Origin of the sequence: Actinoplanes sp. HUAS TT8 (assembly GCF_051380535.1) — a bacterium.
Taxonomy (GTDB): domain Bacteria; phylum Actinomycetota; class Actinomycetes; order Mycobacteriales; family Micromonosporaceae; genus Actinoplanes.
This window is the reverse complement of record NZ_CP195646.1, coordinates 572667-587305: the sequence shown is the minus strand read 5'-3', so window position 1 is coordinate 587305 and position 14639 is coordinate 572667. Positions and strand designations below refer to the sequence as shown.

At 72.1% G+C, this 14639-nt stretch carries 11 protein-coding genes; 4 read left to right on the top strand and 7 right to left on the bottom strand.

The genetic code is table 11. The features are described 5' to 3' along the window. Window positions 1–323: 323 nt before the first annotated feature. From ACSHV8_RS02520 to ACSHV8_RS02505, 4 genes are all read right to left on the bottom strand, one after another. Entirely contained in the window at window positions 324–3287 is a 2964-nt protein-coding gene (locus ACSHV8_RS02520; protein WP_436528964.1) for an AAA family ATPase, read from the bottom strand. Then, the gene (locus ACSHV8_RS02515; protein ID WP_436528962.1) at window positions 3281–3736 is read right to left on the bottom strand and encodes a VOC family protein; all 456 of its coding nucleotides are present in this window, start codon (window positions 3734–3736) and stop codon (window positions 3281–3283) included. Before ACSHV8_RS02515 ends, ACSHV8_RS02520 begins: the two co-directional genes overlap by 7 nt. Before the next feature lie 84 nt (window positions 3737–3820). Further along, window positions 3821–4294 carry a hypothetical protein gene (locus ACSHV8_RS02510; protein WP_436528960.1) on the bottom strand — a complete coding sequence of 158 codons (474 nt, stop codon included), beginning with the start codon at window positions 4292–4294 and terminating at the stop codon, window positions 3821–3823. Window positions 4295–4342: 48 nt separating this feature from the next. After that, window positions 4343–5407, bottom strand: coding sequence for a hypothetical protein (locus tag ACSHV8_RS02505; protein ID WP_436528958.1), 1065 nt, complete (start codon window positions 5405–5407; stop codon window positions 4343–4345). A gap of 82 nt (window positions 5408–5489) precedes the next feature. Between ACSHV8_RS02505 and ACSHV8_RS02500 the strand changes: the two genes are divergently transcribed. The 3 genes from ACSHV8_RS02500 (at window position 5490) to ACSHV8_RS02490 (ending at window position 9977) form a co-directional block, all read left to right on the top strand. Next, the gene (locus tag ACSHV8_RS02500) at window positions 5490–8360 is read left to right on the top strand and encodes a GH92 family glycosyl hydrolase (protein ID WP_436528956.1); all 2871 of its coding nucleotides are present in this window, start codon (window positions 5490–5492) and stop codon (window positions 8358–8360) included. Between the two features lie 88 nt (window positions 8361–8448). Continuing rightward, a complete protein-coding gene (locus ACSHV8_RS02495; protein WP_436528954.1) occupies window positions 8449–8784 on the top strand; it encodes a PadR family transcriptional regulator in 336 nt (111 codons plus the stop codon). Continuing rightward, on the top strand, window positions 8781–9977 hold the full coding sequence (locus tag ACSHV8_RS02490) for a hypothetical protein (protein WP_436528953.1): 1197 nt from the start codon (window positions 8781–8783) through the stop codon (window positions 9975–9977). The genes ACSHV8_RS02495 and ACSHV8_RS02490 overlap by 4 nt, the downstream gene beginning before the upstream one ends. A 263-nt stretch (window positions 9978–10240) precedes the next feature. On the opposite strand, the gene ACSHV8_RS02485 is transcribed toward ACSHV8_RS02490, so the two are convergent. From ACSHV8_RS02485 to ACSHV8_RS02475, 3 genes are all read right to left on the bottom strand, one after another. Beyond that, entirely contained in the window at window positions 10241–10723 is a 483-nt protein-coding gene (locus tag ACSHV8_RS02485; protein WP_436528951.1) for a hypothetical protein, read from the bottom strand. A 132-nt stretch (window positions 10724–10855) separates the two neighbouring features. After that, a complete protein-coding gene (glpK, locus tag ACSHV8_RS02480) occupies window positions 10856–12328 on the bottom strand; it encodes a glycerol kinase GlpK (RefSeq protein WP_436528949.1) in 1473 nt (490 codons plus the stop codon). Continuing rightward, a complete protein-coding gene (locus tag ACSHV8_RS02475) occupies window positions 12325–13086 on the bottom strand; it encodes an IclR family transcriptional regulator (RefSeq protein ID WP_436528947.1) in 762 nt (253 codons plus the stop codon). The genes glpK (ACSHV8_RS02480) and ACSHV8_RS02475 overlap by 4 nt, the downstream gene beginning before the upstream one ends. Before the next feature lie 77 nt (window positions 13087–13163). Between ACSHV8_RS02475 and glpK (ACSHV8_RS02470) the strand changes: the two genes are divergently transcribed. Continuing rightward, window positions 13164–14627, top strand: a complete 1464-nt coding sequence (gene glpK / locus ACSHV8_RS02470) for a glycerol kinase GlpK (RefSeq protein ID WP_436528945.1) — start codon at window positions 13164–13166, stop codon at window positions 14625–14627. Window positions 14628–14639: the final 12 nt, after the last annotated feature.

The window sequence follows — 14639 nt, the reverse complement described above, 5'->3', positions numbered from 1 at the left end:
GGCTGGCGCTGACGGCTGTTCCCGGCCGATTTTGCAGCCCTGAACACCAGCTCGCACCGCCCAGCTGGCACTGACGGCTGCACCCGGCCGATTTCGCAGCCCTGAACACCAGCCGGGCCGGCCGAGCTGGTGGTCAGGGTGGGATGGCGGCGCCCGGCTGCCGGTCCTGACCCAGCCGGGCGCCCTACTCCTGGTCCCCACCCCAACCGAGGGGGCAGACCGCCCACCAGCCATTATCGCGGAAAATTGGGCTGGGCGGCGGGTGCCCTGTGGACAACCCGCCACTGTGGACAACTCAACCGGGCCGGCGCGGCGGCCTAGGATCAGGCGATGCGGCCCACCGCGGCGGGCAGCTCGCGGCGGGACGTGATGCCCAGCTTGGTGAAGATCTTGCGGAGGTGCCATTCGACGGTTCGGGGGCTGAGGAACAGGACCGCACCGATCTCCGGGTTCGTGCGCCCGGCGGCGGCCAGCCGTGCGATCTGTGATTCCTGCGCGGTCAGCTCCTCGCGCGTACCGGTCGTACGCTTGCGGACCGTCTCGCCGGTCGCGGTCAGTTCGCGGCCGGCCCGTTCGGCGAAGGCTTCGGCGCCCATGGTGCTGAACGCCTCGTATGCGGGTCGCAGCTGCTCGCGGGCCTCGGCGCGCCGGTTCGCCCGCCGCAGCCACTCGCCGTACAGGAGTCGGGCGCGGGCCAGGGACAGCTTGTGCCGGCTCGCCGCGAACTGGTCGACGGCTTCCCGGTAGGCGTCCTCGGCGTCGTCGACCAGCGCGTCGGCCAGCGCCCGGGTGCCGCGGGCCCACGGGGTGTCGACGGTTCCGGTCCGGGCCGCGAGCCGGTCGCGGGCGTCGGCGGCCTCTTTGGTCGCGCCGGTGCGGGCGGCCGCTTCGACGAGTTCGCCGAGCGACCACTGCAGGACGGCGAGGTCTTCGTGGCCGGCCGCTTCCTGGGCCGCGGCCATCGCGTCGGCGTAGTCGCCGTGGCCGTTGTGCAGGATCGCCTTGCTGTAGCCGGCCACGCCGAGCAGCCAGCCGACCCCGCCGGCGCGGGCGTCCCGGGAGAGTTCGCCGATCAGGGACAGGGCTTCTTCGGTACGGCCGCGGTAGGCGGCGAGGATGCTGCCGCTGGCCGGGTGCGGGGCGGGCCCGGTGGCGCGGGCCAGTGCGGCGGCCTCGTCGATCAGGTCGGAGGCGTCGGCGAACCGGCCGGCGTAGATCAGCGCGGTGGAGCGGAACGTGAGGGCGCTGGGCAGGCGGGACAGTGCGCCGGCGGCGCGGGCGAAGGTGACCGCCTGTTCCGTTCGGTCCTGGAACGCTTCGTCGTCCCAGACCTCGTGGATCAGCATGCCGGTGAGCCAGAGCAGGTCGAGTTCGTTGTCCGGGGGCACCGCGGCCAGCGCCCGGTGGAATGACGGCACGGCGGCGGCCAGCCCGTTGCGGGCCCAGACGATGAGGGCCGCGAGCAGCAGCCCGGCCGGCTCGACCTCGCCACCCGGGGCAGCAGCCGTGCCCGCAAGACCGGCCACCGCGGGCAGGGAAGCAGCCACCGAATCAGCCGAAGCAGCGACGCCGGGCGAGGAAGCAGCGAGGTTGGACGAGGGAGCAGCGACGCCGGGCGAGGAGGCGGCAACGTCGGGCGAGGAGGCGGCAACGTCGGGCGGGGAGAGCGCGAGCAGGGACGCCGGGAGGGAACCGGCGGCGGCGTCGACGGCCCGCTGCAGGTCGTCCCCGCCGAGCCGGCCCGCGTTGATCGCCGCGCCCACCGCCGACAGATAGGTTTCCCGGGCCGCGGCCGGATCCAGGCTCTCCAGGCGACCGGCGGCGGCGAGCAGCGGCGGCACGATCTCCCGTCCGGTGTTCAGGACGAACGCGATGCGCGCCCGCAACCGTTCGACGGTCGCCTGCTGGATCGGGTCGAGCGGTTCCTGTTCCACGGCCGCGAGCAGGCCGGGCACCATCGCCGCGGCGCCGGACGCGAGGCGGGCCTGGGCGGCGGCCAGGAGGCGGGATGCGCGCCGGCCCGGTTCGGGGGTGAGTTCGGCCGCGCGTTCCAGGAAGGCGGCGGCCGCGGCTCGGCCGCCGCGGGCGAGGGCCCGGCCGGCCGAGTTCTCCAGTTCTTCGGCCACGGCGGCGTCCGGTCCGATGGCCGCGTGGCCGCGGTGCCAGGCCCGCCGGTCGGGGTCTTCGATGGCGTCGGTGACTTCGGCCAGCGCCTGGTGGACGGCGCGCAGGGCGGCCGGGTCGGCGCCGTGCCAGGCGGCCGATCGGGCGAGCGGGTGCCGGAAGCGCACCCGGGCGCCGATCTCGACCAGTCCGGCGGCTTCGGCCGGGCCGGCCGCGGCCGGGCTGACGCCGAGCAGTTCGGCCGCGCGCCAGAGCAGTGGCACGTTGCCGACCGGTTCGACGGCCGCGGCCAGCAGCAGGGTGCGGCTGTCGTCGGGCAGGGCGGCGATCCGCCGTTTGAAGCCGTCCTCGACCTGGCCCGCGACCGAGGCGTGGCCGGCAGCCGAGATGTGACCCGCAGCAGTGACGTGGCCCGCGACTGAGGTGTGGCCCGCAGCGGAGGCGGCCGGGATGCCGAAGCCGAACGCCGGGTCCATCTCCCGCGGCAGTTCGAGCAGCGCGAGCGGGTTGCCCCGGGTCTCGGCGACGATGCGGTCGCGGATCCGGGCGTCGACCAGCCCGGGCAGCACCGTCTCCAGCAGCGCCCGCGCGTCGGCCTCGGGCAGCCCTTCGATCCGCAGTTCGGGCAGGCCGGTGAGCAGGGCGTCGTCGGCCGGGGTGCGGGCCGCGAAGACCAGGGCGACCGATTCGGCGTCGAGGCGCCGGGCCACAAAGGTGAGGATCACCTCGGACATCCGGTCCAGCCATTGGGCGTCGTCGACGACCACGACCAGGGGTTGTTCGACGGCTGCTTCGGCGAGCAGGCCGAGCACGGCCAGGCCGATGAGCAGGGCTTCCGGGGGTTGGCCGGCGCTGAGGCCGAACGCGGTGGAGAGTGCGACCCGCTGCGGTTCGGGCAGCCGGTCCAGGTGCGGCAGCAGCGGGGCGACCAGCTGCTGCAGCGCCGAGTAGGCGAGTTCGGTCTCGGGTTCGACGCCGGCGGCGCGGACGACGCGGGTCGCCGGGGCCTGGTCGACGAGGTAGTCGAGGAGCGCGGACTTGCCGGTGCCGGCCTCGCCGCGCAGGACGAGGACCCGGCTCTGCCCGGAGCGGACGTCCCGGATCAGGCGTTCGAGCTGGTCACGTTCGCGGGCGCGGCCTCGGAGTCCGACTGAGCTCAGCACGCTGGGAGCGTACCTGGCGCCCGTTCGGCGACCTCCTGCAGCAAGTAGCCGTTGCCGTCCGGATCAGCGAACGAAGCGAATGATCCGTACGACAAACGCCCTGGATAGAGACCCGAAACGCGCTTCTCTGTTCCCGCGTGATGGAACACGCCGTCCGCGTCGTGGAAGATCTCGCTGATCTCGACGCCCCGGCCGGTCAGCTCGGCGCGCGCCTCCTCGATGTCGCGGACGATCAGGTGCACGTTCTCCATCGTGCCGGGCGCGGCGATGCCGATCCCGGCCCCGAAGACGATCGAGCATCCGGAGCCGGGCGGCGTGAACTGCACCACCCGGTAGTCGTCGCCGCAGACGTAGTCCAGGTCCTCGCGCCAGCCGAGCTGGTTGTAGAACTTCTTGGCCCGGTCGATGTCGGTCACCGGCACGGCGATCAATTCCAGTTGATATTCCATGGTCAGATTCCGGCGCCGATCACGGTCGCAACGCTTCTCATCAGCCCATGCTGGCGCGGCCGATCGGCTGTTCGAGCCCGGGACCTACCCTGGCGACGGCTTCCCGGGTACCCCGGTGACCGGGGTGATCGCCGTGAAGCGGTAGCACTCCTCGTCGTCGAGCGCGTCCGGCTCCGGGTCGATCGAGAGCCGCGCGGGCAGCCCGGCGGCGTCCGCCTCGAACTCGATGCCGGCCTTGGCGTCGGCGTTCAGCGCCGCGTCCAGCAGCGCCCGGATGGTGGGGAACTCGGTCACGTACGTGTTGGTGTCGGCGTCGGCCGGCTTCCCGGAGACGGCCCGGTCCTGGTCGACGACGATCTCGTACGTGCCGATCAGCGCCCGTTCCCCGCAGGTGGACGTGAGCAGATACGTGTACCGCGGCGGCAGCTCGGCGGCGGCGTCGCGGATGGCGGTGCGGGTCGATTCCCCCGTACCGGAAGAAATGCCGCCGCAAGCGGAGAGGGTGAGGGCGGCGGCGACGGTGAGCCAGGCGGCCCGGCGCTCGCGGAAGTCGGCCATGCGCGCTTCGACGCACGGTGACCGCCCGCGGTTCCGCCTCGGCGCGGGTCAGCTCAGGTAGCGCACGATGCCCGGGTCGAGCGGGATGGTGACCCGGCCGTTCCGGTCCCAGCGTTCCAGGGTCCACCAGTTGCGCTGCTGACGGATGGTGACCTGCACGTTCGGGGATTCGCCGTGCCAGGCCGAGCCGCCGGCCGACACCCCGTACTTCCCCTTGGCGAACATGCCGAGTTTGGTCAGGCCGGCGCAGGCGCGGCAGCGGCCGTCGTCCGTGACGACACAGTCGCCGCAGGTCTCGCCCTGGCACAGCCGGCACGGGCGGACCGCTTCCGAGCAGGCCGGGCAGGTCGAGTTCAGGCAGTGCGAGCACCAGGCCAGGGTGGCCGCCGGGTGGTGGTTGCGGCACGCGTAGAGGGTGCTCAGGGCCGTGCCGGTGTTGTCGTCGACCACGTAGCCCTGCCGTTTGCCCGGCGCCACGTCGTAGACGAGCGGCAGCTGGAAACCGTCGGCCAGCTGCCAGGTCTCGGCGATGCGCAGGCCGACCGCGATCCGGACCACGTCGACCGGTTTGCGGCGCAACCGGCGCAGCAGCCCGGCGGTCAGTTCCTCGGGCAGGTCGGCCGGGGCGGCCGGGGCCTGCGCGGCCGGGGCGCCGAGGGCGAACCGGGCCTCGGCCGGTTCCATCTCCTCGCCCGGCGGGTGCTCGACGATCCTCGGGACGACAAGTTGCTGGACGCGCTGGGCGCCCTCGACGGTGATGCCGGTGAAGTCGTCACTGCGGGTCACGGCGGTGACGTCGGCCAGCCGGCCCGGGGCGAGCAGGGTGGCGCCGACCATGCCGCGGTTCATGTCGGACGGGGACTTGCTCAGGCCGTGCCAGTCGGGGCGGGCGCCGTCGCGGCGGACGCCGAGCTGGGCGTGCCGGCCGACGCGGGCCAGGGCCGCCTCCCAGTCGCCGAGCCGGGCCCAGGCGACGATCTGCGGCTCGGGCTGCCAGTCCTCGACGGCCCAGGCGATCGGGCCGGGCGGGTCCTGCCAGGCGGCGATGGTCTCGCCCTGAACCAGGCCCTGCTCATCGATGCCGGTGTCGTCGTCGAGATTCAGCCGGCTCACGACAACCGATCTTACTCGGGCGACGCCTGCCCGATGACTTTTCGACATGCGTACGTCCTTTCCGGACACCAGGATGGCCGGAATGATTAGCTTTCCGTCCAGAAGGGCGTTGCTGGCCGCGGCGCTCGGGCCGGTCCTGGCGATGACGGCCGTGGCCGTGCCCGCGGCGGCCGCGGAACTGTCCCCGTTCGACGCGGTGAACCAGTTCATCGGCACCGAGATGGACACCACGCAGAACAAGAGCAACGACGCCTACGGCAACACGTTCCCCGGGGCGGCCGTGCCGTTCGGCATGGTGCAGCCGAGCCCGACCACCTACCAGGCGGGCAACGCGCTGGTCGGTGAGAAGGGCGGGTACGAGTACACGGCGAACCTGATCCGCGGGTTCGGGCTCACGCGCTACTCGGGGACCGGCTGCACGGGACGTTTCGGTGGCTACGAGTTCCCGACCATCCCGTACGCCGGAAATGGTCTGCCGGTCAATCCCTCGACCGACGTCAAGGGCTATTACCTGGGCTTCCGCCACGACAACGAGGTGTCCCAGCCCGGGTACTACCGGGTGGCGCTGGACAACGGGGTGACCACCGAGCTGACCGCGACCGCGCGGACCTCGGTGAGCCGGTACGGCTTCGCCGGCCAGGCCACCCTGATCCTGGACGTGTCCGGGCAGAACAACCGGTCGTTCGGCAGCGAGATCACGATCGACCCGGCGACCCGGACGGTCTCGGGGTGGATGTACGGCGCCGACGTGTGCGACGTCGGCAACTCGTACAAGGCGTATTTCTCGACGACCTACGACCAGCCGTTCGCCTCCTACGGGACGTGGAACGACGCGGATCTGACCGCGGGCAGCACGCACGCGATCAAGGCGGGCACCGACACGAGCGTCGACTACCGGCACGACACCGGCGGCTGGGTGACTTTCGCGCCCGGCACGACCGTGACCGCCAAGACCGGGCTGAGCTACGTCAGCGTGGCGAACGCCGCGGCCAACCGGGACGCCGAGGCCGGTTCGAAGTCGTTCGACGCCGTGCGGGCGGACGCGCGGAAGGCCTGGGAGGACGCGCTCGGCACGATCGACGCCGACGGCGGTGACAGCGCCCGGCGGACCTCGTTCTACACCGCGCTCTACCACGTGCTGCTGCAGCCGAACGTCCGCGAGGACGTGAACCGCGAGTACGTCGGCTTCGACGGCCTGACCCACACCGTGGACAAGGGCCACCACTTCTACCGCAACATCAACTTCGCCGGGTCCGGCTGGGACATGTACCGCAGCCAGGCGCAGCTGATCGCGCTGACCTTCCCGGCCGTGGCCAGTGACATCAACCGGTCGATCGTGGCCATGGTCCAGCAGACCGGCCGCTGGGCACCGGGCGCGGCCCGCATGCAGGGCGACAACTACCAGGTCATCCTGTCGACGCTCGACGACCTGGGCGCAACCGACTACGACCGGGCGGCGGCGCTGGCCGCGATGGTGTCGACCCAGAAGCTGCCGGCCACCACGACCACCCGCAGCGACGGCTACCAGTACTTCGCCACCGGCCTGATCGAGAACCGCAAGGGCGACTTCGCGACCTCCCGGGTCCTGGAGTACTCGGTCGACGACTTCGCGATCGCGCAGCTGGCCGACCGGCTGGGTGACTCGGACGACGCGGCCTTCTTCTCGGCCCGCTCGCAGAACTGGATGAACGTCTTCGACCCGGTCACCCAGCACATCCGGCCGCGCGAGCGCACCGGCTTCGACCGCTCGTTCGATCTGCGCGTGCGCGAGGACGGCGCCGGGCGCGGGCAATTCAACCAATCAACCGGCTTTCAGTACGGGTGGATGGTGCCGCACAACCTGTCGACGCTGATCGCCGAGCGGGGCGGGGTGGCCGCGGCGACCACGCAGCTGGACACGCTGATGGCGCAGCTCGACGCGGGCGCGTACACGCAGACCGGCAACTACCTCTCGAACCAGGCCGCGTTCAACACCCCGTGGGTCTACAACTGGCTGCAGGCGCCGGCCAGGACCGCCGATGTGCTGCGCCGCGCGGTCTCCGAGATGTACGACACCACGCCGTCGGGCCTGCCCGGCAACGACGACCAGGGCTCGCTCAGTGCCTGGTACGTCTTCGCCCAGCTGGGCTTCTACCCGGCCGTCTACGGCACCGGCGACCTGGTGATCAGCGGTCCGATGTTCACCCGGATCAAGATCGACCCGATCGGCGGCGGGCACAGCATCAAGATCAAGACCAAGGGCTCCGGACGGTACGTCACGGGCCTGACCGTGGGTGGCACCAAGCAGACCGCGAGCTGGATCGACGCGTCGCTCGTCCCGCACGGCACCACGCTCGACTTCACCATGTCGGACACGCCCGGCACCTGGGGCACCGGGGCGGCCGACGTCCCGCCGTCCTACACGGCCGGAGCCGACGCCCGGAACAACGCCGGAACCACGCCGGACGGGCAGGGCAACCTGGGCTCGATGGACCTGAGTGACTGGTCGCTGCCTCGCACCGCCCTGGCCGCCGCGGGCGCGACCCCGGGCGCCACCGTGACCGCCGGCGGCACCGCGTTCACCTGGCCGTCGGCCGCACCCGGCACGCCGGACAACTGGATCCCGCACGGCCAGCGGATCGCCGTCGGCAAGGCCGGGACCAGCGTGTCCTTCCTCGGCCTGGCCACCAACGGGCCGGCCACCGGTACCGCGACCGTCCAGTACACGGACGGCACGTCCCAGCCGGTGAGCGTCACGTTCGGCGACTGGGCGGCGGCCGCGCCGGCCGGGAATGTCCAGGCCCTCGCACTGCAGGGGCGCAACAACGTCAACGGGACGGCCGGGACGGGGACGTTCCGGGTCTTCGCCACGACGCCGGTGGCACTCGACCCGGCCAAGACGGTCGCCGCCGTCGTGCTTCCCGAGTCGACCGACCAGGGCATCATGCACGTCTTCGACGTCGCGGTCTCCTGACCCTTCTGCCCTCCGGCGGCACGTGCCGTCGGAGGGCTCCCTATAGTTCGGTTGACGATATATACCGGCCGACGTAGTGTCAGCGCCCATGCAGGAACCGACGTTTCTCATCCTGGCCGCGCTCGCGGCACAACCCCGGCACGGTTACGGCATCGTGCAGGCGGTCGCCGAACTCTCCTCCGACGAGGTCAGGCTGAAGCCCGGCACGCTCTACGGCGCGCTCGAACGGCTCGCCGAGCAAGGGCTGATCGAGGTCGACCGGGAAGAGGCGGTCGAGGGGCGGCTGCGTCGCTACTACCGGCTCACCGCCGCCGGCACCGCCGCGCTGAGCAGCGAGATCGCCCGCCTGGACCGCCGGGCCGCGGTGGCCCGCGAGGAGCTGCGCCACCGGCCCGGATTCGCCCTGCGGGGAGGCCTCGCGTGACCGGCGGGGTCTGGCCGGCCACGGACGAGCGGCTCGAACGCCGCTACCGGCGGCTGCTGCTGGCCTACTCCGGCCGCTACCGCCGGCGGCACGGCACCGAGATCGTCACGACGCTGCTGGAGATGGCCGAACCCGGTCGCTCCCGGCCGTCCGCGGCCGAGACCTGGCACCTGCTGGCCAGTGGTCTCCGGCAGCGCTTCCGGATCCCCGCCGGCCGCCCGTTCGCCCTGGTCGCGGCCGTACTGGTGACCGTGACCCTGTGCGTCGGCGGCGCCGCGGCGGGCAGCTGGGCCGGCGAACGTACCCTCACCGGCCTGCCCTCGAACGCCGACGCTCGGGCGATCGCGAACGCCGCGGTCGCCGACGCGGCCGACCTCGAGCAGGTCTCCTACCGTCAACGCGATCCGGGCTACGCCGACTACCTGACCATCAGCGCGATGCCGCGGAACCAGAACCCGGGGCCGGCCCCCACCTGGACCGTCGAGCAGGCCCGCGACGGGCTGATCGCCGCCGGATGGACGATCACCGAGTTCACCGTACGGCCGATCACCGACCGCTCCTTCGAGAGCCGGATGGCACCGTCGATGGCCGCGGACGGCGCCACCACCATCACCGAGGACGGGATGGACGCGCCCGACCCGAGCCGCTACGAGAACCTGCGCCGCTACGCGATCCTGACCGCCGAACGCGACGGCGTCGTGGTGCACGGGCTGGCGACCGACGCGATCGGCGGGGACACCAGCAACCCCGGCCGGCAGATCTACTACGGCGGGCTCTTCGCCGAGGTGTTCGCCGCCCGCACCGGCTGGTACGCGGTGCTGACCGCGGCCGGCGCGCTGCTCGGGGCGCTCGCCGGGTGGCTGCTGGCGGCGACCGCGGCCGCCCGGATCCGGCCGATGCGCCCGGTCCGGCGCGGGGTCACGGGCGTGCTCACCGGAGTGGCCCTGGTCGCGGCCGTACTGCCGGCGCAGGCCGTCGTGCGTACCGCGGTGCTGCTGGTCACCAAGGTCGACCACGACCAGCCGGTCTACACGCTGCACTCGGTCCTGCGGCCCGGCTGGTGGCGGTTCGGCGAGACCCCGCACCTGATTCCGGTGTGCGCGGTCGTCGCCGTCGCCGCCGGGGTGCTGGCCCTGCTCAGCACCGCGGGCCGCGTCCCGGAGCCCGCGGCGGGCACCGCTCAGCCGTCCTGACCGCCGGACGTTCAACGGGGGATGTCCGGCCGCGCAGACGACTCCGGCGATCGTCCGCGCCCTGGCGACTAGGGCGTGGTGGACGATCGCCGGAGTTCGTCGACCTCGACCGGTCCGCGCGACCACCGAAGGGGTCGGCACGGACTCGGGAGGCGACTTTCGAGCTAAGCCTTGGAGTGCGGGAATGCGCTTTCCCCGTCAAGCTACGGCAACAATTCAGAAACGTCAATCGGCCGGCCCGGAAGGTCAGCCGGCCCGGGAGATCAGCCGGCTCGGCGTACCGCCAGGATGCCCTTGATGACGCGGTAGGCGCCGTAGAGCATCGGGCCCCACGCGACGATGTAGACCGACGCGTCCGACGCCATCGTGACGACCGTGATGAGTCCGCCGACGACGAACCAGATCGCGCCGACCGTGATGTCCTTCTTACCCCGAGCGGCGTCCTCGGCCAGGTTGATCTGGCGCTGCGCGTAGTCGTCCTTGGCGTCCGCGGAGGCCCAGGCCTGATAGGGCATGGCCGGCGGCGGAACCTGCGGCGAGTACTGCCCCGGGGCGGCCGGCGGGCCGTACTGGCCGGGCGCCGGCGGGGGCGCGGCCTGCGGCGGGACCGGCTGGCGCGGCGCGGGCGGCGGGTTCTGCGCCGGCGGCTGGTAGGCCTGCGGCTCGTACGCGGGCGGCTCGTAGGCCGGCGGCGAGTAGTTCGGTGCCGAGTAGTTCGGTCCGGCGGTCGGGTCGGGGTACGTCATGCTGCACCTTCTCTGCACGGGAGGACATGGACCGGTCACTCAGGAGTACCGCCCCGTCACTCCCCCGGTTCAACCAGAGCTCGCATCGAGGCAAATCACTGCCGAGTGTGCTCGGCCCGAGCAACCCGGCGATCAGGCGCCGTCGCTGAAGAAGACGGCCGCGGCCACGGCCCGGCGCCAGGTCGCATGCCCGGCCGCCCGCTCCTCGGCCGACATCCTCGGGGACCAGCTCGCCGCCCGGTGCCGGTTCCCCCGCAGGTCGCGCGGATCCGACCAGTAGCCGACGGCCAGCCCGGCCGCGTAGGCCGCGCCCAGGGACACCGTCTCGGCCACCATCGGGCGCGACACCGGCACGTCGAGCACGTCGGCGACGGTCTGCATCAGCAGGTTGTCGGCGGTCATCCCGCCGTCCACGTCGAGAGCGGTCAGCGCCAGCCCGGAGTCCGCGTTCATCGCGTCGACGACGTCCCGGGTCTGCCAGGCGGTCGCTTCGAGAACCGCGCGGGCCAGGTGGCCCTTGGTGATGTACGAGGTCAGGCCCACGATCACGCCGCGGGCGTCGCTGCGCCAGTGCGGGGCGAACAGGCCGGAGAACGCGGGCACGATGTAGCACCCGCCGTTGTCGGTGACGCTCGCGGCCAGGGTCTCGATCTCGGACGGCGTGCCGATCAGCCCGAGCCCGTCGCGCATCCACTGGACCAGCGACCCGGCGATCGCGATGGACCCCTCCAGGGCGAAGACGGGCGGCGCGGATCCGATCCGGTAGCCGACCGTGGTGATCAGCCCGTGCCCGGACCGCACGGGCACGGTCCCGGTGTTGAGCAGGAGAAAACCGCCGGTTCCGTACGTACATTTGGCGTCGCCCGGCTCGAAACAGGTCTGCCCGAACAATGCCGCCTGCTGGTCCCCGATCGCGGCGGCGATCGGCACCCCGCCGAGCGCGGTGCCGTACGTTTCCGCCGAGGAACGGATGTCCGGCAGCATCGCCTCGGGAATGCCGAAAAGGGCCAGCAGATCGGGATCCCACTGCAGGGTCGAAAGGTTCATCAGCTGGGTGCGGCTGGCATTGGTCACGTCGGTCACGTGCAGTCCGCCGGTCAGATTCCAGATGAGCCAGCTGTCCATCGTGCCGAACAGGATCTCCCCGCGGGAAGCGCGCGATCGCAGCCCCGGAATGTTCTCCAGCAGCCACCCGACCTTGGTCGCGGAGAAGTAGGTGGCGGCCGGAAGGCCGGTCCGCTCCCGCAGGAATTCCGAATCGAGGGCGGCGACCGCCGAGGCCGTCCGGGTGTCCTGCCAGACGATCGCCGGGGCCACCGGCTTCCCGGTGGCCCGGTCCCACAGCACGACCGTCTCCCGCTGGTTGGCGATCCCGACGGCCGCGATCCGGTCCAGCGTCAGCCCGGCGTCGTGCAGCGCCCGGCTGATCAGTTTCGGTACGTCCCGCCAGATCCGGGCGGCGTCGTGCTCGACCCAGCCGGGCTGCGGATACGACTGCGGATGCTCGGCCCGGGCCACCGCGACGACCGTCGCGCGGCGGTCGAAGACGATGCACCGGGTCGACGTCGTGCCCTGGTCGATGGCCAGGACGTACCGGTCGGTCACGACCCGGCCAGGTCTCGGGAGATCGCCCGGGCGGCCGCGACCACGTGCTCCACCAGGGCGGGCCGGGCGTGCCGGCGGGTGTCGCAGAGCCGTTCGACCGGGCCGCTGATGCCGATCGCGCCGACCACCAGACCACCGTACGTCCGCAGGGGTGCGGCGATCCCGGCCCGGCCGGCCTGCCACTCCTCGACCGACAACGCCCAGCCGTCGGCCCGGGTCTCGGCCAGCGCCCGGGCCAGGGCCGGCCGGGTGGTCAGGGTCCTTCTCGTGTACGCGTCGAGGCCGCTCGCCACCGCGTCCTGCGCGGCCGTCGCCTGGTAGGCCAGCAGCACCTTGCCGAGCGCGGTGGCGTGCGGCGGCGCCATCCGGCCGGTGTCCATCGACTGGGCCGAGTCGTCCGGGCGGAACACGTGGTGCACGACGAGCACGCCGCCGTCGCGCAGCGCGCCCACGTGCACCTCCTCGCCGCTGCGTGAGGCCAGCGCGTCGGCCCAGTTCAGGGCGCGGGCGCGCAGTTCGTTGGCGTCCAGGCCGGTGGAGGAGAGGTCGAGCAGGGCGCGGCCGAGCCGGTAGCGGGCGGTGCGCGGGTCCTGCTCGGCGAAGCCGATCGCGGTGAGCGTGCGCAGGATGCTCTGCGCGGTGGATTTGGGCAGGCCGAGGGCGTCGGCGATCTCCTTGACCCGCAGCCGGCCGGGACCGGTGGCGAGCAGCCGCAGGACGGCCGACGAACGTTCGATGGACTGGATCAGGCCGGGCATCGTGCGACATTGTCGCACGATCGCCGTTGCCGGGAGCATTTTCGCTTCATAGCGTCCCGGGGAAAGAGGGAGGCGATGTGGCGGATTTCGTCGGCGCGATCGATCAGGGCACCACCAGCACCCGGTTCATGATCTTCGACCGGGCCGGGACCGAGATCAGTCGCGGACAGATCGAGCACCGGCAGATCCTGCCGGCGGCCGGCCGGGTCGAGCACGACGCGCGGGAGATCGGGGAGAACGCCCGCAAGACGATCGACGTGGCGCTGGCCAACGCCGGATTGGTCGCGTCCGACCTGGCGGCGATCGGCATCGCCAACCAGCGCGAGACGGTCGTCCTGTGGGATCGGGCCACCGGCGAGCCGGTCGCTCCGGCGATCGTCTGGCAGGACACCCGCACCGCCGCTGACCTGCGCGAACTCGACGCGGATCTGCTGCGCGAGCGGACCGGGCTGCCGCCCGCCACCTACTTCTCGGCGACCAAGGCGCGCTGGCTGCTCGACCACACCCCCGGGCTGCGGGCGCGGGCCGAGCGCGGCGAGGTGCTGTTCGGGACGATCGACAGCTGGCTGATCTGGAACCTGACCGGCGGCGAACTGCACGTCACCGACGTGACCAATGCCAGCCGTACCCAGCTGATGAACCTTTCGACATTGGCCTGGGATCCCGTTCTGCTGGCCCTTTTCGACATTCCCGAGGCGATGCTGCCGACGATTCGCTCCTCGGCCGAGGTCTACGGAACGGCGCTGGGAACGGTTCCGCTGGCGGCGGCGATCGGCGACCAGCAGGCGGCGTTGTTCGGGCAGACGTGTTTCGAGCCGGGCGACGCCAAATGCACGTACGGAACCGGGAATTTCGTTCTTCTGAACACCGGAACCACGCCGGTCCGATCGACGCACGGTCTCCTGACGACGGTCGCCTACAAATTCAAGAGCCAATTGCCGGTGTACGCGCTGGAAGGCTCCGTCGCCGCGAGTGGCTCGGCCATTCAGTGGCTGCGTGACCAGCTCGGCATCCTGGAATCGGCCTCGGACAGCGAAACCCTGGCCGCCAGTGTCGACGACAGCGCCGGCGTGTGTTTCGTGCCGGCGTTCTCCGGGCTGTTCGCGCCCTACTGGCGGCCGGACGCCCGGGCCGCGATCGTCGGCCTGTCCCGGTTCCACACCTCGGCGCACATCACCCGGGCCGCCCTCGAAGCCATCTGCTACCAGACCCGGGACGTGGTCGTGGCGATGGCCCAGGACTCCGGCACCGAGCTCGACTGCCTGCAGGTGGACGGCGGCGTGACCGCGAACGAGCTGTGCATGCAGCTGCAGGCCGACATCCTCGGCGTGCCGGTGAGCCGGCCGGCCGTGGCCGAGACGACGGCGCTGGGCGCGGCCTACGCGGCCGGGCTGGCCGTCGGCTTCTGGCGCTCCGAGGACGAGCTGCGGGCCAACCGCCGGGAGGACCGGCGCTGGACGCCGACCTGGGCGCCGGACCGCCGTACCGAAGGAATCTCCCGCTGGCACAAGGCGGTCGACCGCACCCTGGACTGGGTTTAGGAAGGATCTGCA